The organism is Pseudalkalibacillus sp. SCS-8 (assembly GCF_040126055.1).
Lineage (GTDB): Bacteria > Bacillota > Bacilli > Bacillales > Fictibacillaceae > Pseudalkalibacillus > Pseudalkalibacillus nanhaiensis.
Genome location: NZ_CP143541.1, coordinates 1758538 through 1781704 on the forward strand (window position 1 = coordinate 1758538; position 23167 = coordinate 1781704).

General features: G+C 42.9%; 23 protein-coding genes. 21 read left to right on the forward strand and 2 right to left on the reverse strand.

What is annotated here, in order from left to right:
- The first annotated feature begins 123 nt into the window (after positions 1 to 123).
- From V1497_RS09080 to V1497_RS09100, 5 genes are read left to right on the forward strand one after another with little or no spacing between them, the layout of a single operon-like run.
- The gene (locus V1497_RS09080; protein ID WP_349410650.1) at positions 124 to 3747 is read left to right on the forward strand and encodes a dynamin family protein; all 3624 of its coding nucleotides are present in this window, start codon (positions 124 to 126) and stop codon (positions 3745 to 3747) included.
- Positions 3740 to 3919, forward strand: a complete 180-nt coding sequence (locus V1497_RS09085; RefSeq protein ID WP_349410651.1) for a hypothetical protein — start codon at positions 3740 to 3742, stop codon at positions 3917 to 3919. The genes V1497_RS09080 and V1497_RS09085 overlap by 8 nt, the downstream gene beginning before the upstream one ends.
- Positions 3920 to 3931: 12 nt before the next feature.
- The gene (locus V1497_RS09090) at positions 3932 to 4192 is read left to right on the forward strand and encodes a DUF2533 family protein (RefSeq protein ID WP_349410652.1); all 261 of its coding nucleotides are present in this window, start codon (positions 3932 to 3934) and stop codon (positions 4190 to 4192) included.
- Between the two features lie 59 nt (positions 4193 to 4251).
- Positions 4252 to 4584: a thioredoxin family protein gene (locus V1497_RS09095; RefSeq protein WP_349410653.1), complete on the forward strand. Its 333-nt coding sequence runs from the start codon at positions 4252 to 4254 to the stop codon at positions 4582 to 4584.
- 44 nt (positions 4585 to 4628) lie between these two features.
- Positions 4629 to 5078 (forward strand): CBO0543 family protein, encoded by a 450-nt coding sequence (locus V1497_RS09100; protein WP_349410654.1) that lies wholly within the window; start codon positions 4629 to 4631, stop codon positions 5076 to 5078.
- A gap of 24 nt (positions 5079 to 5102) precedes the next feature.
- Here V1497_RS09100 and V1497_RS09105 read toward each other — a convergent pair whose 3' ends face one another.
- Entirely contained in the window at positions 5103 to 6266 is a 1164-nt protein-coding gene (locus V1497_RS09105) for an aminotransferase A (protein WP_349410655.1), read from the reverse strand.
- Positions 6267 to 6418: 152 nt separating this feature from the next.
- Between V1497_RS09105 and V1497_RS09110 the strand changes: the two genes are divergently transcribed.
- The 14 genes from V1497_RS09110 (at position 6419) to V1497_RS09175 (ending at position 21710) form a co-directional block, all read left to right on the forward strand.
- Positions 6419 to 7249, forward strand: coding sequence for a sulfurtransferase (locus V1497_RS09110; RefSeq protein ID WP_349410656.1), 831 nt, complete (start codon positions 6419 to 6421; stop codon positions 7247 to 7249).
- 257 nt (positions 7250 to 7506) lie between these two features.
- On the forward strand, positions 7507 to 8112 hold the full coding sequence (locus V1497_RS09115) for a trimeric intracellular cation channel family protein (RefSeq protein ID WP_349410657.1): 606 nt from the start codon (positions 7507 to 7509) through the stop codon (positions 8110 to 8112).
- Positions 8113 to 8260: 148 nt separating this feature from the next.
- A complete protein-coding gene (gene ablB / locus V1497_RS09120) occupies positions 8261 to 9127 on the forward strand; it encodes a putative beta-lysine N-acetyltransferase (protein WP_349410658.1) in 867 nt (288 codons plus the stop codon).
- A gap of 64 nt (positions 9128 to 9191) precedes the next feature.
- Positions 9192 to 10607: a sigma-54 interaction domain-containing protein gene (locus V1497_RS09125; RefSeq protein WP_414703618.1), complete on the forward strand. Its 1416-nt coding sequence runs from the start codon at positions 9192 to 9194 to the stop codon at positions 10605 to 10607.
- Between the two features lie 199 nt (positions 10608 to 10806).
- Positions 10807 to 12198 (forward strand): lysine 2,3-aminomutase, encoded by a 1392-nt coding sequence (gene ablA, locus V1497_RS09130; RefSeq protein WP_349410659.1) that lies wholly within the window; start codon positions 10807 to 10809, stop codon positions 12196 to 12198.
- 11 nt (positions 12199 to 12209) lie between these two features.
- On the forward strand, positions 12210 to 12482 hold the full coding sequence (locus tag V1497_RS09135; RefSeq protein WP_349410660.1) for a YokU family protein: 273 nt from the start codon (positions 12210 to 12212) through the stop codon (positions 12480 to 12482).
- 103 nt (positions 12483 to 12585) lie between these two features.
- On the forward strand, positions 12586 to 13956 hold the full coding sequence (locus tag V1497_RS09140; RefSeq protein ID WP_349410661.1) for an aspartate aminotransferase family protein: 1371 nt from the start codon (positions 12586 to 12588) through the stop codon (positions 13954 to 13956).
- Between the two features lie 17 nt (positions 13957 to 13973).
- On the forward strand, positions 13974 to 14708 hold the full coding sequence (locus V1497_RS09145) for a CoA transferase subunit A (RefSeq protein WP_349410662.1): 735 nt from the start codon (positions 13974 to 13976) through the stop codon (positions 14706 to 14708).
- Positions 14651 to 15313, forward strand: coding sequence for a 3-oxoacid CoA-transferase subunit B (locus V1497_RS09150; protein WP_349410663.1), 663 nt, complete (start codon positions 14651 to 14653; stop codon positions 15311 to 15313). The genes V1497_RS09145 and V1497_RS09150 overlap by 58 nt, the downstream gene beginning before the upstream one ends.
- Before the next feature lie 63 nt (positions 15314 to 15376).
- Positions 15377 to 16627 (forward strand): peptidase, encoded by a 1251-nt coding sequence (locus V1497_RS09155; RefSeq protein WP_349410664.1) that lies wholly within the window; start codon positions 15377 to 15379, stop codon positions 16625 to 16627.
- A gap of 118 nt (positions 16628 to 16745) precedes the next feature.
- Positions 16746 to 18236: a hypothetical protein gene (locus V1497_RS09160; protein ID WP_349410665.1), complete on the forward strand. Its 1491-nt coding sequence runs from the start codon at positions 16746 to 16748 to the stop codon at positions 18234 to 18236.
- A 23-nt stretch (positions 18237 to 18259) separates the two neighbouring features.
- Positions 18260 to 19723 carry a hypothetical protein gene (locus V1497_RS09165; RefSeq protein ID WP_349410666.1) on the forward strand — a complete coding sequence of 488 codons (1464 nt, stop codon included), beginning with the start codon at positions 18260 to 18262 and terminating at the stop codon, positions 19721 to 19723.
- The gene (locus V1497_RS09170) at positions 19720 to 21225 is read left to right on the forward strand and encodes a hypothetical protein (protein WP_349410667.1); all 1506 of its coding nucleotides are present in this window, start codon (positions 19720 to 19722) and stop codon (positions 21223 to 21225) included. The genes V1497_RS09165 and V1497_RS09170 overlap by 4 nt, the downstream gene beginning before the upstream one ends.
- 80 nt (positions 21226 to 21305) lie before the next feature.
- Positions 21306 to 21710: an ester cyclase gene (locus V1497_RS09175; RefSeq protein ID WP_349410668.1), complete on the forward strand. Its 405-nt coding sequence runs from the start codon at positions 21306 to 21308 to the stop codon at positions 21708 to 21710.
- Between the two features lie 34 nt (positions 21711 to 21744).
- Here the strand turns inward: V1497_RS09175 and V1497_RS09180 are convergent, their stop codons facing one another.
- Positions 21745 to 22005, reverse strand: a complete 261-nt coding sequence (locus V1497_RS09180) for a DNA alkylation repair protein (protein WP_349410669.1) — start codon at positions 22003 to 22005, stop codon at positions 21745 to 21747.
- Positions 22006 to 22098: 93 nt separating this feature from the next.
- On the opposite strand from V1497_RS09180, the gene V1497_RS09185 reads away from it, so the two are divergent.
- Together V1497_RS09185 and V1497_RS09190 are read left to right on the forward strand one after the other, a co-directional pair.
- Complete coding sequence (locus V1497_RS09185; RefSeq protein ID WP_349410670.1) at positions 22099 to 22230, forward strand: hypothetical protein; 132 nt, start codon at positions 22099 to 22101, stop codon at positions 22228 to 22230.
- 231 nt (positions 22231 to 22461) lie between these two features.
- Complete coding sequence (locus V1497_RS09190; RefSeq protein ID WP_349410671.1) at positions 22462 to 23166, forward strand: YveK family protein; 705 nt, start codon at positions 22462 to 22464, stop codon at positions 23164 to 23166.
- The last annotated feature ends 1 nt before the right edge of the window (position 23167 follow it).

Sequence of the window (23167 nt, forward strand, 5' to 3'; positions counted from 1 at the left end):
CAACCTATCCAATGTCATTCCCTTTCTTTATATCGAAAAAAACACAATGATCTTAAAGTGACGCACAGAAGTTGGCAAATATGATAAAGTAAGATTAAAACAAGAAAAAATCAGGTGTATAACATGACAACGAATGAACAGAACAAAAAGATTCATTGGATTGATCGGTTGTATCAGCTTGCAGGACATTTATCTGAAAACAACGCGGATCAAGCCCTTCTACATAAAATTCATCAGCTTGCCCAAAAAGCTGATTCAGAAGAATTGACTGTCGCTTTTTGTGGCCATTTCAGCGCCGGAAAGTCGAGCATGATCAATAAATTGATGGGAGATGATCTCCTTCCGTCTTCACCGATACCGACGAGTGCCAATATCGTCGCGATCAAGGAAGGGGAACCAAAGGTAGTCCTCACAGATCAGAAAGGCACGAAGGTATCCTATTCTGGAGAAATCAATCTGGAAGAAGTAAAGAAAGCCTCTAAAGACGGTGAGGCGGTAAAGACCATCGAAATTTATAAACACCATCCATTCTTACAGGACGACACGACCTTGATGGATACACCAGGAATCGATTCCACAGACGATGCACACCGGATTTCGACTGAATCAATGCTACATCTTGCTGATGTCGTGATCTATGTTATGGACTACAATCATGTCCAGTCTGAATTGAATTTCAATTTCACGAAGGAAATGCAGGACCTCGGAAAAGAGGTTTATCTCGTCATTAATCAAATCGATAAGCATAATAAGGACGAATTGTCATTTGCCGATTACAAAAAACAGACCATTGATGCATTCAAGCAATGGGGTGTACATCCGAAAGCAACCTTCTTTACATCATTGAAACGTGAGAACCATCCTGAAAACCAATTGGTTCGATTACAAGAGGAGTTAGAAAGGATCAAAACGGATAAGCACACCTTCATTCACCAAACAATGGATCGAATGACTTCTCAAATCATTAACGATTATTTAGAAAATAAATATGCGGTGGACGAAAACGCGCAACTTGATGGCAATGACAGCTTGAATGACATCCAGGATACAGAACAAGCCATCCAGGAGCTCAACGCACAAGGTTCGACAGTTGAAAAGGAATTTCAAACAGAACTGAAGAAATTGATTGAAAATGCCAGGGTGGCACCTTATGAAATAAGAGAACTTGGAAGAGCCGTATTGGAATCATTACGGGAGGATTTCAAGGTAGGTATTCTCTTTTCCCGAAAGAAAACGGAAGAGGAACGCGAAGCACGTATCGGCCAATTTGTTGAGGCTGTCAATGAAAAGACGAAAACCGAGCTTGAGTGGCATTTGAAGGACGCCTTGCAAAAGCAATTGAAAAAGCTGAATGTCCATGACTCACAAATCGAGAACGACATATTGGAAATGGAGCATCGATTTTCTGAAGAGGACGTAAGACGTCTTCATCAAAAGGGCGCGACCTTTAACGAAGCTTATGTGCTTCAATACAATCGTGATGTTGAAGACGATTTGAAGAAAAGATATCGGAAAACGGCTGTTACCTTGTTTGAATCGATGAAGAACAAATACATGGAGGAACAAATCGAGCCTCAGAAACAGCAACTGCTAGAAAAGCTCGAGAATCTTGAAGGAAAACGCAAGGAAGCAGAAGCGGCCAAAGCTGAAAGGAACAAATTCGTAGCTGAGAGGGAAACGCTTCAATCCATACTACAGGCGGTTGAAAAGGTTCCTGGTGCTGAAGAATGGTTGAAGGAGATCAAGGATCGGCTTCAAATCACTGAATTGGAAGGGGACTGGTTAAAAGCAAAAGGTCATGAAGAACGAGCTTCTCTCCAACCATCCGATGATGCTGATCGCCTTCCACAGGCTGAGCCAGTTTCAAATCGTGATGTAGAGCTAGCCGCATCTCAGCTTGATAGAGCTTCTGATCTTCTTTCAGGCTGGGATTCGTTACGTGATTTGACAAAAAGGATGTCGGAACGATCAGAGAAGATAAGAAACAACCAGTATACGATTGCGTTGTTCGGTGCTTTCAGTGCTGGGAAGTCGTCCTTTGCAAATGCATGGCTGAAGGAAAGTGTCCTCCCCGTGTCTCCAAATCCGACGACGGCGACAATCAATAAGATTTTACCTGTGACTGAAAACGATAAGCACGGAACCGTCAAGATCGAAATGAAGTCAGAGGAGGTCGTACTTGAAGAGGTCAATCATTCTTTACAGCGTTTTGGTGAGAAATGCGAAACAATAGAACATGCACTCCAATTGATCCAAAGACTTGATACCGAAAAACCTGACCCTCATTACAACTTCCTGCAGGCTGTCGCCAAAGGCTATCCGTCGATGAAGGATTATCTAGGCTCGGAGCAGATCATCGATCATGAAAACTTTGCTTCCTTTGTCGCACAGGAAGACAAGGCATGCTTTACGGAATCGGTTGAGCTCTATTATGACTGTGAGCTTACCCGCCAAGGGATTACTCTCGTTGATACCCCTGGAGCGGACTCCATTAATGCGCGTCATACATCTGTTGCATTCGAATATATCAAAAATGCTGATGCGATCGTATTCGTTACTTATTACAATCATGCATTTTCAAAAGCTGACCGTGATTTCCTGATTCAATTAGGACGAGTGAAAGATACATTTTCAATGGACAAAATGTACTTCGTTATCAATGCAGCTGACTTGGCCAGTGATGACGAAGAGCGGGAAGCGGTAGTCGAATATGTAAGATCACAGCTCAATGCATATGGAATACGGCATCCGAGAATGTATGCATTATCCAGTAAGGAGGCCCTTCTAGAAAGACAAGGGAACAAGATCGGTGATGCATCGATGTTCGGTACATTTGCTGAAGCGTTCCAAACCACAACGATCAAAGAACGGGATGAAATATTACGCCAACAAGCTACTCAACTGCTTGAAGCAGGAAGGGACCGCTTAACAGAGTGGATTCGAAACGCGCAGGCTGATACGGAGCAGCAAGCAGCTCAAAGGCAGAAGCTAAAGGCGGATCAGGCACGCTTGACAGAGCAAATTAACGCAAGTACGACCAAATCCTATGAAAAAGCTGTTGTTCAAGAAACGAAAGAACTTCTTCATTATGTCGTACAGCGGTTGATGCTTACCTTCAATGATGAATTCAAAGTCGCTTTCAACCCGTCGGTCCTTTCGCAGAAAAACATCGGGAAAGAACAGCTCCAACGATGCCTGGATGAATTGTTGGAATCAATGGCGTTCCAGCTTGCTCAGGAATTGAGAGCCACGACACTCCGTATAGAGAAAAGTGTCAATGAGCAGCGGCTTCAATTTTACAAAATGGCAGCTGAATTCACTGCTGAACGATGCCGTTATGAATTTATGGAGCTGGAAGAAACGAGACTTGATACACCAGAGGTGGAACCTCAATGGTCTGAACAGACACGTGCTCAAATGGTACCGTTGTTAAAGCGTTTCAAAAATCCGAAACAATTCTTTGAAGGAAATGGAAGGGACATCTTACGTGAAGAGCTTGCAGAGACCTTCAAGCCAGAAATGCAATCCTTAGTAGACGAATACACTGAGAAATTCACTGGTTTTTACCAAGAAAAGCTAGTAGAAGAGTTGGACAATTTGAAAGAACAGCTGCAAACAGAGTTAGAGCAATATTATAATGGATTGCTCGAATCATTCGGTTCAAAGGAACAGTTGGAACGTATGCAAAAGATGGAAGCTGAACTTACAAGTATCATTAATCAAGAGGCACAGGTCAAGCATGACTGACAAACGTTTTCACTGCTGTGCAACATGTGTCCATTTCAGAGTTGATAAGAGACCGAGATCCATCTCCTATTATTGTGAGCGACTCGGTTATGAGACGAAACCAGATTATACGTTCAATTGTTGGACACCCAAAGAACATGTGAAGAAATTGATGGATAAGGAAAAAAGATAAGGAGGCTGCTCAATGTCAGTACATCAGGAAATCTCAAAACATAGCCAGGATCAACATGATAGAGTCCGCCGATTCTCTGAATTGGATGCTGCTCGTGAAAAGTGGATCGAAATCGCGCTGCAAAAATGTAGGGAAAAAGAAGACTTCGCAGATGCCCTTGATGAAATTAATGCAGTTACGGATCAAATCAATGAATTGGCCCGGAAAGGTATCGTACCTCAGCGGAAGAATGTTACGAAGGAAATGGTAGAAGAATATTGCAGAAAGCAATAAACCTGAAGAGGGTGTGATGGAAAACATCGCACTCTTTTTTTACGAAGGAGGAAATACCCTTGAAAGAGATGAATGAACTGAAGTCGATCGATCAAGTCAATGCATTCATTGACGAACATAAAATGGCTTTTCTGTATATCTCAAGAACGAATTGCAGTGTATGTCACGCCCTGCTTCCACAGGTCCGCGAGATGCTGATGCAATATGCAACCCTGCAAATGGGCTATGTGAACGCTGATGAGGTGCCAGATATTGCAGGTCATTTTTCGATTTTCACCGTACCGGTCCTGTTGTTGTTCGTGGAAGGAAAGGAAATGATCCGTGATGCACGTTTCGTCCAGATGGATCGCTTGGAATCCCAACTGGACAAGATTTATCACTTGCAGGAATAAAAAGAGTGGTAAAAGCTCAATCCTTTAATAAGGAGTTGAGCAGAATGTTCATCAATACATTGTTCGGATTATTGGTACCGTGGATTGCAGCGTTATTTTTGCTGAAGAAGGATTTGAGGATTTTTCTATTAACGGCTCCCTTTGCTGCTGTCGTTGCATTTACCTTTGATGTTCTCGGCATCTACTTTCAATTTTGGCGGATCGATCCGAAAAACGAAATAGAGATGTTTGCAGCGTTGCCGATGTATTTAGGCATATATCCAATCTTGACTGCATATTTGTTTTACTTCATCAAAAGGACAGGACGTAATCCCGCCTTTTGGATTCTGATCTTCAGCTTATTGACAACCGTCATCGAATTTATAGGTGTAATGATCGGAATGGTCCATTACTATAACGGCTGGACCATTGCTTGGACGTTCGTCTCATATTTACTTGCCTATATCGTTTGTTACGGTTATTTCAAATTATTGAAGAAGTATGTCGATATATAAAAAAACGAGCAGAAATCTGCTCGTTTATTTTTTCTTTAGATTTTTAATGAATCGTTCTAAACGATCCAGTCCTTCTTTAAGTTGATCAATATGGTAGGCATATGAAATTCGGATATAGTCGTCTCCTAAATCGGAGAATGCAATTCCAGGTACGACAGCGAGCTGTTCTTTCTCTAGCAATTGTGTAGCGAAATCCCAGGAGCCCATTCCAAATTCCTTGATAGATGGGAACAAATAAAACGCTCCTCCAGGTCGATGGATTTCAAGACCCATTTTCTCCAACCGGTTACATGAATAGGCCAGCCGTTCTTCATAAATCTTCCGCATCGGGGCCGCGTCGTCCTTTCCAGCGGTTAAAGCTTCTACTGCAGCTGCTTGGGTAATCGATGAAACACAAGTCACATTGTATTGATGGACCTTCAAAATATGCTTGGAAATCACAGCATCAGAAAGCAGGAATCCGATTCGCCAGCCTGTCATGGAATGCGATTTCGAAAGTCCGTTGATGACGATCGTCTTTTCCTTCATCCCCTCGTAAGTCGCAATCGACTGATGGCTCTGGTCATAAGTCAATTCACTGTAAATTTCATCAGATAAAACGAAAACGTCTTTATCATGAAGGAGATCAGCAATCTCTTTCAATTCTTCTAGCGATAACGTCATACCCGTAGGATTGGAAGGGTAGGGGAGGATTACGCATTTCGTCTTCTCAGTAAGATGCTTTTCAATTAAGGATGCGGTCAGTTTGAATTCCGAATCTCTTGTATCGACATGGACAGGCTTTGCACCACATAAACGGATGACAGGCTCATACCCTGGATAGACGGGAGCGGGTAAAATCACTTCATCTCCCTCCACAAGAATCGTCCGAAGGGAAATATCAATTGCCTCGCTTGCTCCGCTCGTTGCAATGATTTCCTCTTCAGCACTGTATGCCAAATGGTATTTTTCTTTAATAAATTGTTGGATCGCCTTCCTCAATTCGATAGACCCAGCATTATGTGTATATGTCGTTTTGTTCGCATCAATTGCGGTTTTACCTGCTTCCTTCACATGTTCGGGTGTCGGGAAATCCGGAAGTCCGAGCGTCAGTGAGATCGCCTCGGGATAGGATGAAACCTTGTTGAAGAACTGTCTGATACCGGAAATTTGTATGTCTTTCACTCTAGGATTGATCCATTGCTCCATTGAAATATGACCTCTCTTTATTTAGCAATTAACGATTCTGAATCTATCTGAAGTTTAATTGTTTCTGTTTACGACGTCAATGAAGCTCGCTCCATTTGTCATCAATACTCGCAATTCGATACAATGTAGGAAAACGAAAGAGAGCAGGTGAAATGATGAAGAACATCGTATCAGTAGATTGGTTGTATGAGAATCTTGAAAATGAAAATGTCATTCCGGTAGACTGCAGATTTTACCTGGACAATAAGGATCAAGGTCAGGAAGAATACCATGATGCGCATATTCCAGGCGCGCATTATGCGGATTTAGAGAAGCATTTATCTGGAACCGTTCATGAACATGGCGGACGTCATCCGTTACCAGAGCTTAATCAATTCGTAAACTTCTTGGAGTCGATTGGGGTCGATGAAACGAAAACGGTTGTTGCCTACGATGCCCAAAATACTGCAATGGCAGCTCGACTCTGGTGGATGCTGAAATACCTTGGACATGAGAAGGCTTATGTTCTCGATGGAGGATTCCAGGCCTGGGAAAAGAAAAATTATCCGTTGACTGAAAAACTGCCCGAAACAGAAAAGACGACTTTCAATCCGGATATTCAATATGATATGGTTGCTGATTTGAATGAAGTGAAGGATGCTACAGAAAATGATGACATCGTATTGGTTGATGCACGGGATGAAGCTCGTTATCTAGGAAAAACCGAACCGATCGATCCAAAAGCTGGACATATACCGAGCGCACTTAATCGCTTTTTCATGGAAAACATTGAACAAGGGCAATGGGTGTCTTCCAGCCAGTTGAAGGAACGTTTTGAAGAACTGACCGACAAGCCTGTTATCAATTATTGCGGTTCCGGTGTAACCGCCTGTGTAAATGTGCTGGCACTTGATGAAATCGGCAAGAAAAGCAAATTGTACATCGGAAGCTGGAGCGACTGGAGCTCCTACGATGAGAATCAAGTTGAGACGGAACGAAAATAATTGACTAAAATTTCACGTACCGTACTTATAGTTAATAAATAGTGATTGATCGAAAAGAACTTCATTAGGGTGATGAAGATTAAAACAGCGCCCATATACCAGACAAATGACCAGCCTTCACCATCAGGCTGAAAACTTTTTACACAAAAGTTTAATAAAATCCCTATTATGGATTGCCAATCCCTTGGAATCGTTGTAAACTCATTTTGGCTTTATTATTATTTCGAGTTTTTTCGGTTCAAAGGGGTGATCTCTGATTGACATGGGAGGTACTGAATGTCATCGGCACGATGGCATTTGCAATAAGTGGAGCCATCATTGCGATGGAAGAGGATTATGATCTGTTAGGTGTTTTGATTTTAGGATTGGCTACTGCATTCGGTGGTGGAATTATCCGGAATATCTTGATTGATGTGCCAATGTCGACATTATGGGAGCAGGATATCCTTATAAAGGTGACTGTATTGATCATTATTGTCGTCTTTCTCATTCCGGACAACTGGATTCTGTTCACCAAAGGCTGGCTGAATTTCTTTGATGCAGTCGGATTATCAACCTTTGCGATCCAGGGTGCGCTGTATGCCTATGCAGCAGAACACTCATTGGCACCGATCATCATGGCGGCGGTCATGACGGGAACAGGCGGAGGTATTGTGAGAGATTTGTTAGCTGGACGGAAACCGACAGTCCTTCGCTATGATATTTATGCGGCATGGGCTATTCTTGCCGGCGTCTTCATTGGAACGGGAATTGTTGATAAGCCGTGGGAATTGTATGTCCTCTGTGTTGTATTGATTACATTGCGGCTATTTTCCGCTAGGTACCGTTGGAAGCTCCCACACCGATACTTGCAGACACTATAGATGATAGAACCACAGCTTTCGAGAAGAAAGTTGTGGTTTTTTCTTTTGCATGGGTGAAGCTGGGGGTTGTCTTTATCTTTTCACTCGGCAGGAAAAGGGCATGATCATATGGAATCTTATAGAAAAATATCTTGATTGGGGGCAAGGAATGATGAGGGAATTAAAGGTGTTCCAGGAAGATCGTGTCGTTTCTGCAACGGATTTTACAATGAATGTTTCGCTGGATTTTTTTAATGAACGACTGAAAATAGAAGACTATCGTGGAAATGTAGAATCAATTCATAAACAAATTGTACGACTGCTCGAAGATCATCCTTTTACAAAGGTCATCGTGAAATCCAGACAGGAAGATTGGAAGCATTTTCTTACACTTGGATATCAATTTGAAGCGATCTTCACAGGGTTTTTCAATGGAAACGATGCGTATTCCATGGCCATGTTTACTGAAAATGCCCGTCGAACGAGTGAATATTGGGTATATGAAGATGAAACACTCCAACAGGTTAAAGAGCTTTCACGATCATTAGACGTTCCTGCAGATCCCAGCTATACGATTCGGAAAGCGGAAGCATCAGATGCGGCAGCCCTCGCTGATCTGTATCAAGCCGTGTTTGAGATCTATCCGACACCGATGAATGATCCCGATTACATTCATAAACTCATCAATCATCATTCCATCTTCTACGTTGCTGTTTATGAAGGCAAGATTGTAAGCGCAGCTTCCGCCGATATCCATTCGACATATAACAATGCTGAACTTACAGATTGTGCGACATTACCGGAGCACCGCAAGAAAGGTCTTATGAAAATGTTGATCGCCAAACTGGAGCACGAGTTGAAGGAGCAACAGATCTATTGTGCATACTCCATTGCACGTGCACTTTCCTTTGGTATGAATGCTGTATTCCATCAACGCTATTACGAGTATAAAGGCCGGTTTACGAATAATTGCAACATTTATAACAAGCTTGAAGATATGAATCTATGGGTTTGTGATTTGTCTCGCAGAAAGTAGTGCCGAAAATCCAGCACTCATATGATGAATTTTGGGCATCTTGTATCAGGGGAGGGATTGGTACATGCTACTGGATGTGACCAATACAAGAGAAATGCTCCAAGCCATCTTAAGTTCGATTGATGAGGGGATTCATGTCATCAACAACGAAGGGATTACCGTATTTTACAATGAGATTGCCTCAATGCATGACGGTGTACCTGTCGAAGATGTATTAGGCCATCACCTGCTCGATGTTTTCCCGACTTTCTCGAAGGAAACGAGTACATTACTGAAGGTAGTGGAATCTGGTGAGCCGATTTATAATCAGCATCAACGGTATCCCAATGTAAAAGGAAAACTGATCACGACTGTCAATACAACGTTGCCTATCATCGTTCAAGGTGAAATTGTCGGAGCGGTTGAAATCGCAAAGGATTTCTCAAAAATCCAACAGCTATCCTGGAAGCTTCTTGACCTGGAAGCGCGTGTCAAAGGCTCAAATACAAAGGATAAACCGAAGGAATATGAAAACGGTACAAATTTCAAGATGAATGACATCCTGACGCAAAACAGTCTTTTTTTGAAAGTGAAGGAGATGGCACTGAAGGCTGCTGAATCCTCTTCTCCTGTGATTGTATATGGTGAGACAGGGACTGGAAAAGAACTGCTTGTCCAAGCGATCCACAATGCCTCTGACCGAAGCAGACGGTCCTTTATCGCCCAAAATTGTGCAGCCATTCCATCCTCGTTGCTTGAGAGCATTCTCTTTGGAACTGCTAAAGGAAGCTATACGGGAGCAGTAGACCGACCGGGACTTTTTGAGCTGGCGGATGGGGGAACGTTGTTTCTGGATGAGTTGAACTCGATGCCTCTCGATACCCAGGCAAAGCTGCTACGGGTCCTGCAGAACGGGAAAATCCGCCGAGTTGGGAGTACGTCTGAAAAAAGCGTCGATGTACGGGTCATCGTAGCGATGAATGAAGATCCGAAAGTTTGCATTGAAAGAGAAACGTTAAGGAAGGATCTTTATTATCGGTTGAATGTCATCTTTTTAAAGATCCCACCACTCCGGGATCGTAAGGAAGACATCCCATTATTGATGGATCACTTCATCCAGCGATACAACTTCAAGTTTGGTAAACTGGTCATTCGTGTTTCGGATGAGGTGAAGCACTTGTTTAAGGAGTACCAATGGCCAGGTAATGTACGTGAGTTGGAGCATGCAATCGAATCAGCACTGAACCTAATCACGGAAGATACATTGACACTTGAGCATATTCCGATCCATTTAATCGAAGCATCAGATGTCCCAGGTGAGGAGGTCCGTATCCCTTCACTCCGTGAGGCCATATCAGACACAGAGGAAAAATGGATCAAAAAAGCGATGGATGCGACAAACGGGAACATCCAAAGAGCTGCAAAGTTACTCAAAATCCCACGACAAACGCTCCAATATAAGCTGGCGAAAATTACTGAAAAACACACTGCCGAAAATTAGGCGGTGTTTTTCATTTTATGGACGTTTTGAAATGAATTGCCCCCCCCAGGATCCCTATCCTTGTAAATTTCAACTAGTCATTCACCCTTTTCTGCCTAGTCTTCATATGATGTAGAAGCTATTGTTTTCAGAAATATAAGAATTGGCACAAAACTTGCATTAAATAATGATGAGCAGAACTTTTACTGGGGGGAATGACATGAAAGAGTTCACGTTTAAACCGAAAAGGCATTGGAAGGATGTCGAGCTTTGGAAAGATGTTACGGATGAGCAGTGGAACGATTGGCTCTGGCAGCTGACCCATACAATACGAAATGTCGATCAGCTAAAGAAAGTCGTTAATCTGACGCCAGAGGAAGAGGAAGGCGTACGAATCTCAACGCGTACGATTCCGTTGAACATTACACCTTATTATGCGTCACTCATGAACCCTGACGATCATCGTTGTCCGATACGTATGCAGTCCGTGCCAATCTCAGCAGAAATCAATAAAACGAAGTATGACCTAGAGGATCCTTTGCATGAAGACGAGGATTCACCGGTTCCAGGTCTGACGCACCGTTACCCGGATCGCGTACTTTTTCTAGTGACAAACCAATGTTCCATGTATTGCCGGTATTGTACGAGACGTCGTTTCTCTGGCCAGATCGGCATGGGTGTACCGAAGAAACAACTGGATGCCGCCATCGGGTATATTGCTAACACACCTGCCGTAAGAGATGTGTTGATTTCAGGTGGGGATGGGTTGTTAATCAATGACAACATCCTAGAATACGTATTGAAGAACTTACGTGCGATCCCACATGTTGAAATCATCCGAATCGGTACACGTGCACCGGTCGTGTTTCCGCAGCGTATTACGGAAAACCTGTGCAAGATTCTGAAGAAATACCATCCTGTCTGGTTGAATACACATTTTAATACCTCGATTGAAATTACCGAAGAATCGAAGAAAGCCTGTGAAATGCTGGCTGATGCAGGTGTGCCGGTTGGGAACCAGGCCGTTATTCTGGCGGGAATCAATGACAGCCCTTACATTATGAAAAAACTGATGCATGATCTCGTTAAGATCCGGGTCCGCCCTTATTACATTTATCAATGTGATTTATCAGAAGGAATTGGTCATTTTCGAGCACCGGTTTCAAAAGGGCTTGAAATCATGGAATCACTGCGTGGTCATACATCCGGATATGCGGTTCCTACCTTTGTCGTCGACGCGCCTGGGGGAGGAGGCAAGATTTCCGTTCAGCCGAATTATATCATCTCGCAAAGTGCCGATAAGGTCGTCCTACGAAACTTTGAAGGGGTCATCACCACTTATCCAGAACCAGAAAACTATGTGGCTGGGCGGGCTGAGGCATACTTTGATGAACATTATCAAATCACAGAAAAACCGAAGACGGTTGGAATTGCAAGCTTGATGCGGGATGAAGCGTTCAATCTAGTTCCTGAAGGGTTACAGCGGTTGAACCGACGTAAAACGTATCAGGAGGATCCCGACCACTCCTCGCTGAAAGACCGTCGCTCGAAGCGTGATGAAATGATTGAACGGAAATGGCAAGCCGAACAGAACAAAACGGCTGGAGACTAAGGGGGAATTCGATGCAATGTATGTGGTGTGAATCTGAAAAAGCAAGTCAAGGTGCAGCTACAAGTTACTGGGAGCTGCCAGACGGGTCCCGTGCGATTGAAATCAAGGCTATTCCCTCGATACAGTGTCCGGATTGCGGCATGGAGTATCAAGAAGAGTCTTTGATTGAAGAGATTGAGGACCAACTGATGCTGATTGATACAAAGCCTCTGCCAAACTCATTGACGTTTAAAGAACTTATGGATGTTCCAAGATTTTTGAAGAAGAATTATTTCAAGCTTTAGGAAGAATGGCTTCCTTTAAGGAAAATAAAACAATCTTAAGCAAATGGAAGGGAGCAGATGAATGAGCTGCTTCTTTCCTCATCGGAAAGAGGTGTACACCGCCATGACCAACAAATCACATCTCATCAAACCGTTACTTGGCGCATCCTACCCTGAAGTGGCATATGGAAAAGGCATCTATCTTTATGATACTGAAGGCAATCGTTATTTGGACGGAGCCTCGGGTGCAGTTACAGCCAATATTGGGCATGGTGTCGGCGAAATCGTCGAAGCGATGAAGGAGCAGGCGGAAAAAATATCGTTCGTCTACCGTTCTCAATTTACAAACCGTCCAGCTGAGGAGCTTGCAGAAAAGCTCGCCCAAATTGCGCCAGGTGACTTGGATTATGTCTTTTTCGTAAACAGCGGTTCCGAAGCGACTGAAACAGCTTTGAAAATTGCTGTCCAATACTGGCAGGAACAAGGCAGACCAGAGAAGAATCGGATCATTTCGCGCTGGACCAGCTATCATGGAATCACTTTGGGCGCATTATCCATGTCTGGGCATGTTTTAAGACGTAACCGATTCAGTTCATTATTGGCTGACTATCCTGCTGTTTCGCCACCTTACTGTTATCAATGTCCGTTCTATGACACCTTCCCAACCTGTGGGATGAAGTGTGCAGAGGAACTGGAGACCGCCATACAACGGATCGGACCAGACAAGGTCGCAGCATTCATATTTGAACCGATTATCGGAGCAGCAGGAGGGGCAATCGTTCCACCCGAGCCTTATTATGCGCGAGTAAAAGAGATTTGTGATCGGTATGAGGTGCTCTTGATTGCGGATGAAGTGATGACAGGCTTTGGACGTACTGGAGCCGGTTTTGCCATGGAGCATTGGGGGGTTCAACCGGATATCATGGCGTTAGGAAAGGGATTGAGCGGTGGTTATACGCCGATTGGAGCGACAATGGCTTCCGAACGAATCATCAAAACGATTGAAAGTGGATCTAGGGTGATCATGAGCGGACATACATTAAGTGGTAATCCGCAATCTGCGGCGGTGGCGTCAGCCGTTCTCAGCTACATGAACATCCACCAGGTTACGGACCGTGCAGCTGCCTTTGAACCGCTCGTTGAGCAAGAGTTGAGACAGATCGCAAGCCGTTATCCTGTCATCGGGGATGTGCGTGGCAAAGGACTTCTTTGGGGGTTAGAATTCGTCAGTAATCCAGATACGAAGGAATGCTTCCCGATCCAAACCTTTGTGACAGAACGAATCATAAAGAAATGCTTTGAAAAAGGGTTGATTGTCTATCCGGCAATCGGTGGGATCAACGGGACATCTGGAGATGCAATTATTGTCGCGCCACCACTAACCATTAATAAAGAGGAAATCAAACTATTGATGACAATCCTGGAAGAAGCGATCGCTGAAATCAGTCATGATCTCGATCACGACGGATTGTTGCAGCATCGTTCAATCAGTTAGGAAGGAGGAGGTGAACGATGGAACCGAAAATCCCTTCAAAAGTAGTGGAAATGAAGGAAGTAGCAAAACTGTTCAAGGACGGAATGACGTTGATGTGTGGTGGATTCGGAGGTGTCGGTGCACCACCGGGTCTCGTGAATTTAATACTTGATACAGGTGTAAAGGATATAACACTCATATCCAATGATGTCGGTTTTCCATGGATCGGACCAGGCAAGCTTGTCACAGACAAAAGAATCTCACGTCTGATCGCTTCCCATATCGGCTCTAACCCTGAAGCAGGAAAACAAATGCATGATGGCGAACTTGTAGTTGAGTTTTATCCCCAAGGAACGTTAGCTGAAAAGATAAGAGCAGGTGGCATGGGTCTTGGGGGGATCCTGGTCGATGTGGGAATAGGAACATTGGTTGAAAAAGGGAAACAGAAGGTAACGGTTGATGAGCGGGAATATATGATCGAACCGGCACTCACTGCGGATGTTTCCATCGTCTTCGCGAAGGAAGCCGATATTTATGGCAACCTGACTTTCGATAAAAGTGCAAGGAACACGAACCCTCTTGTGGCGACAGCAGGAGACATTACGATTGTTGAAGCGGAAACCATCGTGGAAGCAGGCGAATTGGATCCTGAATGTATCGTAACGCCAGGGGCATTCGTCGATTATGTCGTACCGAGTAAAGGGGTGGATTGGAAATGGGTCTGGGAGCTGAAACGCGCAGACGGATCGCTGAACGTGCCGCCCAAGAAATAACAGAGGGGATGATCGTTAATTTAGGTATCGGCATTCCGACATTGGTAGCGGATTACTTGAAGCCAGAGCTAGGTGTGATGCTGCACACCGAGAACGGCATCCTCGGGATGGGACCTTCACCTGAATACGGAACGGAAGATGGGCATCTATCGAATGCGGGAGGATATCCGGTCACGCTCGTTACAGGAGCATCCTATTTTGATAGTGCGATGGCCTTCGGAATCATTCGTAAAGGGTACCTTGATATGACGATTCTTGGAGCTCTTGAAGTGAGTGAGCAAGGGGATATCGCCAATTGGATTGTGCCCGGAAAAAGAGTCCCAGGCATGGGTGGAGCCATCGATCTCGCACAAAAAGCGAAAAAAGTGATTGTCCTCATGAACCATACGAATAAGGATGGCTGCTCGAAAATTGTTCAAAAGTGCCGTTTACCTCTTACAGTCCAAAAAGGTGCTCATATGATCATTACAGAGATGGCGGTTTTCCAAATCGACACAGAAGGCTTACAACTAATTGAAATCATGCATCCTTATACGCTTGAAGAAATCGAAAGCGCAACCGAAGCATCCTTTACTGTGAGCTCTGAACTCACGATCAATTCGTGAGTTTTTTCCTTTATTCATAAAGGTCAGAGCTGACCATACATAATGCAGAGGGGGAACGAGTCGATGAAGATCAAACAATGGATTGAGGAAAATAAAACGGAAGCGATTGAATTCTTACAAAAACTAGTACAAGAAGATAGTGTACAGGGAAATGAAGAGGGAGTCCAAATGCTTGTTAAAGAGCATCTCGAAAAGATCGGACTTGAAACGGACTATTGGATACCTGAAGATGATGCGTTTTTGAATCATCCTTATTTCTGCTCGACCCGAAAGGATTTTTCCAGAAGCCCTAATCTTGTTGGCATATGGCGTGGGACAGGCGGAGGAAAATCAATCGTATTGAACGGTCATATCGATGTCGTTCCACCAGGGGACCTGAATCAATGGGAGGCAGAGCCCTATAGCGGGCATATCGAAGACGGTAAAATGTACGGTCGAGGGGTTACGGACATGAAGGGTGGGAATCTCGCTCTTCTTTTGGCTGTTCAATGTCTGAAAGACCTCGGTGTCACACTGAAAGGGGATGTGTTGTTCCATAGCGTCATCGAAGAAGAAAGTGGTGGTGCAGGAACATTGGCGGCGATCTTAAGGGGATACACAGCGGATGCGGCTCTGGTACCTGAGCCGACGAATATGAAAATCTTTCCAAAGCAACAAGGGTCGATCTGGTTTCGCTTGAAGATCAATGGTTTATCAGCTCATGGTGGGACAAGGTACGAAGGGGTTAGTTCCATCGAAAAGTCGATTCCGGTCATCCAGGCCATTCAGAAATTGGAAAGGGAGCGGAACAAGCGTGTAGAGGATCCGCTTTACCGGAACACCCCTATTCCATTGCCTATCAACATCGGGAAAATAGAAGGGGGAAGTTGGCCATCCTCTGTACCGGATGAAGTGCTCATTGAAGGACGGATCGGAGTAGGTCCTCAAGAAACGCTGGAGGAGGTAAAGGCAGAATTTGAACAGGCAATCGCTTATATCGAAGACCAATGGCTGCAGAAACATCCCGTCCAAGTGGAATGGTTCGGAGCTCGTTGGCTGCCTGGTTCGATTGAGGTCGAGCATCCCTTGATGGGAATCCTTCAAAAACACTACAAAGACGTAGTCGGCAAAGAACCTGAAATCGAGGCTTCTCCATGGGGAACAGATGGAGGACTGCTTACTCAAGTTGGTAAAACGCCTTCAATCGTATTTGGACCAGGTGTGACCTCCTACGCCCATTACCCAAATGAATATATTGAACTTCAGAAGGTGTTTCAAACAGCAGAAATTTTCACTCATGTCATCTATGAGTGGTGTGAGGGAGAAGGATTATAGCATTTATAGAGGGGTGACATTGAACCTTGGTGATGAAGGTTATTGTCAGCCTTTTCTGTTGTCTGCTCCTACCAAATATTAGAATTTATGGTAGGATGGATAAGAGAGGGGTGTCGGAGTGGCAAAAAGCATTTTATTGAAAAAGGTTCTTCCTCTTTTGCTGATCATCGTTATTTTCGTTTTTGTTCAAAGAGCGATGACAACGGATGAAATCGAACCTGTCGTGGTAGATGAAGAGCATTTCCTTATCCTCAATACATATGAAGAAGCGAAGTTTTACAACCGTATCTTATCCAGTTGGTCGGAACAACTTGAAAAAGCAGAGCATTATGATTTAATGAAGCAGCTTGGTGCTCAGGAAATACTTGTACTCGGCACGAAAAGAACGATCCAATTGCATGAGGCATGGAGCATGCATAATAAGATCTATTTGTTATATAGCGTGAATTTAATTCATAGAGATCGGACCGCTCGGGATATACCGAGTCTAGAGGTGAATAAGGTTGGGCTGAGACATGATAAAGGGGACCAAGTGGTCGTCTCGGCAGAAACGTTCCATGCACATCCGGAAGCGTTTAAGGAAATCGACTCCACTAAACCTTTCGTTTTTGACGGAAGAGTGTACCGTGGTTTGTGGATCGAGCCCGATATAGATGAAGGGTTCGCTACTGTCATGGATTGGGAGCAAACGTCGAAAGAAACGTTCCAGGACAGATTGAAAGATGTAAGCCAAATTACACTTTCTCAGGTAACCTTGACCAATCATAAAAAATCAAAGAGTCATAAAGTTAAAGATATCCCGATTGAAATGGCCTTTTCAAAAGGTGATGATCCGATTACAACCTATGAAATTGACAAAACCGTTCAATTGGGTGAAATGATTGCGGTGCATATCGATCATTTAGAAATCGGCGTGGATGGAAACCGCTTGGTTTATAATATGAAGCCTGATTCATTCAAATATAATCTACTTCTCTATACGATGGAAGGGAACAAATTGAACGACATACCGTTTGCTGATGAACATGGTGAGTCATCCGTTAGAGTCATTGATTTAACAGATCACAAAAAGCCTGAGTTGAGTTTCAGCATCAGAGGGGCACTCGTTCCGAGCGAACGGGAATACACCTTTCGATTTACTGAAGAGGATATTAAGCGTTACAAAGATTTTGCAAGCACCAATGAGCGGACACTTTTTGAAGAAATGTATTCAAATGATACCGGAGACAACATTACATTGGTTGATGTCTTTCATCCGAATACCCATGACAACATCCACCTTTTGTTCAGAATGAGAATGGAAGAAGAATACCATGATACACCTAAATTCCCGTTTCGGGATTATTCTGTCGTTTTAGAAGAGCGTAAAAACAACCCAACAGAAGGTGATACCGATCCATATCCATATGTCGAAGTAACGGATAAGGACGGAGAACGTATCGAACTCTTATCGGTATGGGAGATTATGCCTGGTCATGAATTTGGAATCGCCATGAAAACCGAACAATTCATCCAATCCGGAGGTCTCTCTTTCCGTCTGTTCCACTTTTCAGATCGGATTGAATTTCAACCGAATGAGGTCAAAATTAAACTGGATCATTCCCACTAGATTTATGCTTCAAGGAGGTCAACATGAAAAAGGCTTTACCCGTCATCATTGTAATCGTCCTATTCATTTTACTAGGACAGCAGTTACTTAAGGAAGAACAAACGAGCTTTGCAGTCGATGAAGAAGCGTTCACAGTGTTTGATACGTATGAGGAAATCCTAATGTACAGCCGTTTCTCGTCAGACCATTATTGGGCTCTTTTGGAGAAAGCGAGGGAGTATAATCTGATTCATAGATTTGAAGATAAAGTATTTCCGCTCAATCAAACGCACCGTACGATACAAATCCATGAGGTGTGGAACGCGGATAATGATTTCTATCTATTGTACAGCATTAATCTGCTGCCTAAAGATGAAAATCCAAGCGATGTTCCGTACATAACGATGTCAGACATCACCGTTCATAATGCAGAGGACCAGCAGGCAAGCCTATATATTCCTTATCAAAAGGATAAGGACATGTTCAGAAATAGAGATGGGCTCGTCTATGATAATCGGTTTTATAGAAGCCTGTGGATTCGTAGTGAGATCGATGGAAGCTTTTATACATCGATTCATGAATGGGAAGGCATTGATTACAAAAATAAACCGATTGATTATCGATGGGTAAATGCTGTTGAAAAGGTTACGTTTGATAACCTGATTCTGACTGCCCCTCAAACAGACATTCAAATGGATCCGATCCAGCTGGATATGACGTTGACCGATATGGATGAACCTCTGGAAGTAATTGAATTAGGTAATGAAGTGACATTGATGCCAGGTACTTCAATCAAGCTAGAGCGTATCGAATATGGACTTCGGAATACAAAGTTATATGTAGAACTAGGTGATAATGAACAAGAGATCCGCCATTTGTCCTTCATGGTAAACAGTATGGCATGGGATTCGTTTATTGAAACGGATGAGAATGGTGATTCGTATTTAAACCTTTGGAATGAACTTTCTAATTTTGATCAATCGAACATCCTGTTTACCGAAGCGCTCGTACCTGAGGAGAAAGAGTTGACTTATCAACTTACTGAACAGGATATGAATGCGTATAAGGAAATGCTTCAAAATGGAGAAACGACAATGATGAAATTGGAAAAAGAATTCGGAACACTTGATGACAAGCTCACCTTTAAAGCTTCCCATCTCGACACGATGACTTCGCCTGAGCGTGAAGAGATCGTATTAGCAGTCGATATAGAGGGGGATGCTCAGAGCCGCTATCGTTCCTGGTTCACCAACTACGAGAATATTCGAAATGATCCTGAACGTTTTAAAAACCGAAATAACCTTTCGTACATTGAAGTAACGGATGAAACGGGCACACCTGTTGATTCAGTAAGAATTATGGGACATGGTCGTCAAACGAAATTCCGTTTTTCCAAACAGGACTTCATGGAGAAGAAAGAACTTCATTTTCGCTTCTTCCATTTATCAAAACAGATCATTTTAGACACGGATATGACTACAATCCAAACGCAAGGAGGGACATCGTGAGAAGGAAGCAAACCCTACTTAAAATCATTCCCTTGCTGCTCGTTTTGGTCGCTTTTCTATTCTTAAGTGACAAGTTGAAGGAAAAAGAACGTACATCCTTTACGGTCGACAATGAGAAGTTTAATGTAGCCGAAACGGAAGAAGAGCTGCACAAGAGATTGACGAATGAAATCAGGAATTTCCACCCTGAATTGATGCTGAAATTGGATCGATATAATCTTCTCACGGATATCGAAGGTGTGGATGTTCAGATCATGGACGGTCAGCGTACATTCCAAATCGAGTCAATTTGGAATGAAGGAATGCGTCTGCTCCTTACGTACAGCATTGAATTATCTCCATTCGATCAAGAACCAGACGATGTTCCCCACCTTACGATCGACAGGCTGACATTTGGAAAAAATGAAAAGTCGATTGAGTTGCCTGTTGAAAATTTCGACGGAATACCCCAGCGCCAATTCCGTAGCGATGGGGTCGTCTTTAAAAATAAAATTTATCGGAGAGTCATAGTTGAATCGTATTGGCACGAGGATACGATGCAAACATTGATGAGCTGGGTAGAAGGGGATCAAACGGGTACCGATGAAATGACACGCATCGATCAAGCTATAAAGCAAATCAATCGGATTGCACTGAATGACGTTTCTTTTCACCAGAAATCCAACGATGAATCCGTCACGAACATTGAGAAAATCGACATTCCGTACAAGATGCAAGGTTGGAATCCTGTTTTAGCAAAATACCCGATCGATCGAGCGCACGTAGTGACTCCTGATACTCAAATCACCTTTGAGGAGTTTGAGATACGGCTACACCAAAGCCGCATTTATTTGGAGCTTGTTTCACCACATGAATTGAATGAGCTTGAATATAAAATGAATGGTGTCATAAGGACAGACAGGATCATGCGTGATGAGAATGGGCGTGATTATCTTGAGTTACCTCACTTTTTGAGACTGGATGAAACGAATGACGAGGTAGAGATGGAGATGCTTTCTGGAATTTTCAATACGGATGAAGAGATACGGTTTACCATTGATGACGAACTGGAAGCCTTTCGGAAAGGGCTGAAAGAGGGAAAGAGTCGATACCAGGTTGATCGTAGGATCGGGGAATTAAATGATATCGAATTTGAGTTAAGCTACTTGGATAAAGGAGCACACGGACCGTCAGACAACGTTTATGGGTTCTTCTTGAAGACGAAGTCAAATATGTTCACAGGAAGGAACCTTTATTTCGAGAACTATACCATCTATCAAAAAAATCTTGAAGAATACCCATATTCTAGGGATTTCGGTCGATACATGCCGTTCTTTGAAGTGAAGGATCAAAATCAGAATCCTGTAGAGTTTAACACGCTCCACTCGGATTCTGAAGGCCAATTTTTCGCAGTAAACAAAGATCGATTCAATCAGTTGGAGAAAATGCACGTACGTCTTTTTAACCTTCCTAAAAAAGTAGCTTTTTCTGGTGAGCGTAAAGTTACCATTAAAATGGAATAAGTGGTTCATACATTTTGACAGCATAAATACCGTCCCTCCTGAATAGGTATGAACGTATTCACCATGAAGGAGGGAAATCGATGGACTACAAACAGTTTGTCCAGTCGTTCCAGGATGAGGTGATCAACGGAAGGTGTTATGATAAATTTCTTGACTATTGCCATGAAGATTTCACCTACAAATCCAATGAAGAGAACTGTATCTTCGGGTTTGAAGCTTTTCGAGACCAAATGGAGCAGTATTTTGATGCCTTTCCTAATCTTACCTTCCAAACAATCAATATGTTTCAAGATGGAAATTGTATCATCCAATACTGGTGTGCCAAGGGTAAGCACAACTACAATAATTCACGTATACCTGGAAAGCCGATAAAATTCCATGGTTTTTCCCTCTTCCGTTTCAAGGGAAGAAAGATCTACGAAAACTATGTGTGTTATAACGAATATGATATCCTGAAACAATTAGGAATCTTCCAAAACGTATAAAAGCCCCCGTATTGGGAGGCTTTTTTATTTTCCTTTAACTTAAGAACGGGTTCTTTTGAGAATTCGCCCTTGCAATGAAGGTTTCTTCGTTCTCAATCAAACCGCATGCGGCACATTGCACTCGGTATTTCGAGCCCTGATAAGGAATGTGGAACATGTCCAAATTGTCATTGGAGTACTCTTCGACGATTTCTCCTGATTGCGGATCCATTTTGATCCCTTTTGGAATCTGTTCAATCACGTTAAAACGGGTCCTGTTCGTTTTGCAGCCAGGACATAAGTATGGTCCACTCATACGAACACCTCCTTTTGATAATGTAACCATTCCAATGCAGAATTATGAGGTAATAAACGTCCATACTAAAGGATTAAGGAGGGATCGATCTCAATGGGTAAACAAAAAAAGGGCAACCCGAACGCTCAACGAAATAACAATGCAAAAAAGATGGAACAACGAGCTGAAAAAGCGAATATGCCGAACTTCGCTGAAATTGAATCAAAAAAAATGGAAAGCGAATAACAAGGTGTTGAAGGGTTGACGACATTTTCGTCAACCCTTCAAATAAATTAAGAAAATTCATACTTCTATATTGACATCTAAAAATCCGTTTGATAAGTTGTTAGTAACAACTGTTTCTTATAACGAACAGCGACATTATTTAATTAAACTAAATATCGGTAACATATTTTTATTTTTTTAGCATTATGTTCTATATAAAGAACAAAAAGAACAGGCTGTGAGGAGGTAGTCATGGAAGAGCTTAAAATGAATGAACAAATGACATTACATGCTAAAGGAAAAGAGTTGAATCTGAATGATTTGAAATCTGCCCTCTTTAAAAGAAAGATTATGATTTTTGTCATTACTATGTTTTTCACACTGTTAAGTGCCTTGTACAGTTTTTATACATTCTACACGGTCAATGAAGCGTCCACACGCATTCTTGTGAAGGCCTCACCCGAAACGATGGAAACGTTGCTTGTCATGATGGATGAGCCGGTAGTATTAAGAAAAGTTGTTGAAGATTTGAACCTCTCAATGTCACCTGAGACCCTCTCCAACAAAATCTCAGTATCCACAGTAAATGAATCTCAAGTGGTCAAAATTACGGTTAGTGATCGTGATCCAGTCTTGGCTGCTAAGATTGCAAATAAAACAGCTGAAGCATACCAAAGCGAAATTCCCCAGTTATTTGGATTCAACAACTTTAAATTACTTTCCACAGCTGATGAACATAGCAGCAAGTCCTATATCAATTTTGATCTCTTCAAGAATTTATTTTTAGGTATCATACTTGGATTATTCATCTCTATCGGTATCGTTTTTATATTGGATAGTCTTGATCAAACGTTCAAAACTGAAACAGAAGTCGAAAACATATTAGGTATCCCTGTTGTTGGATCGATTTCAAGCTTCAAATCAAAACAATTCAGGACAAGCAATAGAAGAGGGTGAA

What these genes read in the sequence shown, in the direction of transcription:
- V1497_RS09165 (WP_349410666.1), top strand. Translation starts at nt 18,260, where the DNA reads ATGAAAAAGGCTTTACCCGTCATCATTGTAATCGTCCTATTCATTTTA.
- V1497_RS09185 (WP_349410670.1), top strand. Translation starts at nt 22,099, where the DNA reads ATGGGTAAACAAAAAAAGGGCAACCCGAACGCTCAACGAAATAACAAT.
- V1497_RS09145 (WP_349410662.1), top strand. Translation starts at nt 13,974, where the DNA reads ATGGAACCGAAAATCCCTTCAAAAGTAGTGGAAATGAAGGAAGTAGCA.
- V1497_RS09190 (WP_349410671.1), top strand. Translation starts at nt 22,462, where the DNA reads ATGGAAGAGCTTAAAATGAATGAACAAATGACATTACATGCTAAAGGA.
- V1497_RS09135 (WP_349410660.1), top strand. Translation starts at nt 12,210, where the DNA reads ATGCAATGTATGTGGTGTGAATCTGAAAAAGCAAGTCAAGGTGCAGCT.
- V1497_RS09090 (WP_349410652.1), top strand. Translation starts at nt 3,932, where the DNA reads ATGTCAGTACATCAGGAAATCTCAAAACATAGCCAGGATCAACATGAT.
- V1497_RS09175 (WP_349410668.1), top strand. Translation starts at nt 21,306, where the DNA reads ATGGACTACAAACAGTTTGTCCAGTCGTTCCAGGATGAGGTGATCAAC.
- V1497_RS09125 (WP_414703618.1), top strand. Translation starts at nt 9,192, where the DNA reads ATGCTACTGGATGTGACCAATACAAGAGAAATGCTCCAAGCCATCTTA.
- V1497_RS09150 (WP_349410663.1), top strand. Translation starts at nt 14,651, where the DNA reads ATGGGTCTGGGAGCTGAAACGCGCAGACGGATCGCTGAACGTGCCGCC.
- ablB (WP_349410658.1), top strand. Translation starts at nt 8,261, where the DNA reads ATGATGAGGGAATTAAAGGTGTTCCAGGAAGATCGTGTCGTTTCTGCA.
- V1497_RS09140 (WP_349410661.1), top strand. Translation starts at nt 12,586, where the DNA reads ATGACCAACAAATCACATCTCATCAAACCGTTACTTGGCGCATCCTAC.
- ablA (WP_349410659.1), top strand. Translation starts at nt 10,807, where the DNA reads ATGAAAGAGTTCACGTTTAAACCGAAAAGGCATTGGAAGGATGTCGAG.
- V1497_RS09155 (WP_349410664.1), top strand. Translation starts at nt 15,377, where the DNA reads ATGAAGATCAAACAATGGATTGAGGAAAATAAAACGGAAGCGATTGAA.
- V1497_RS09085 (WP_349410651.1), top strand. Translation starts at nt 3,740, where the DNA reads ATGACTGACAAACGTTTTCACTGCTGTGCAACATGTGTCCATTTCAGA.
- V1497_RS09100 (WP_349410654.1), top strand. Translation starts at nt 4,629, where the DNA reads ATGTTCATCAATACATTGTTCGGATTATTGGTACCGTGGATTGCAGCG.
- V1497_RS09180 (WP_349410669.1), bottom strand. Translation starts at nt 22,005, where the DNA reads ATGAGTGGACCATACTTATGTCCTGGCTGCAAAACGAACAGGACCCGT.
- V1497_RS09110 (WP_349410656.1), top strand. Translation starts at nt 6,419, where the DNA reads ATGATGAAGAACATCGTATCAGTAGATTGGTTGTATGAGAATCTTGAA.
- V1497_RS09105 (WP_349410655.1), bottom strand. Translation starts at nt 6,266, where the DNA reads ATGGAGCAATGGATCAATCCTAGAGTGAAAGACATACAAATTTCCGGT.
- V1497_RS09080 (WP_349410650.1), top strand. Translation starts at nt 124, where the DNA reads ATGACAACGAATGAACAGAACAAAAAGATTCATTGGATTGATCGGTTG.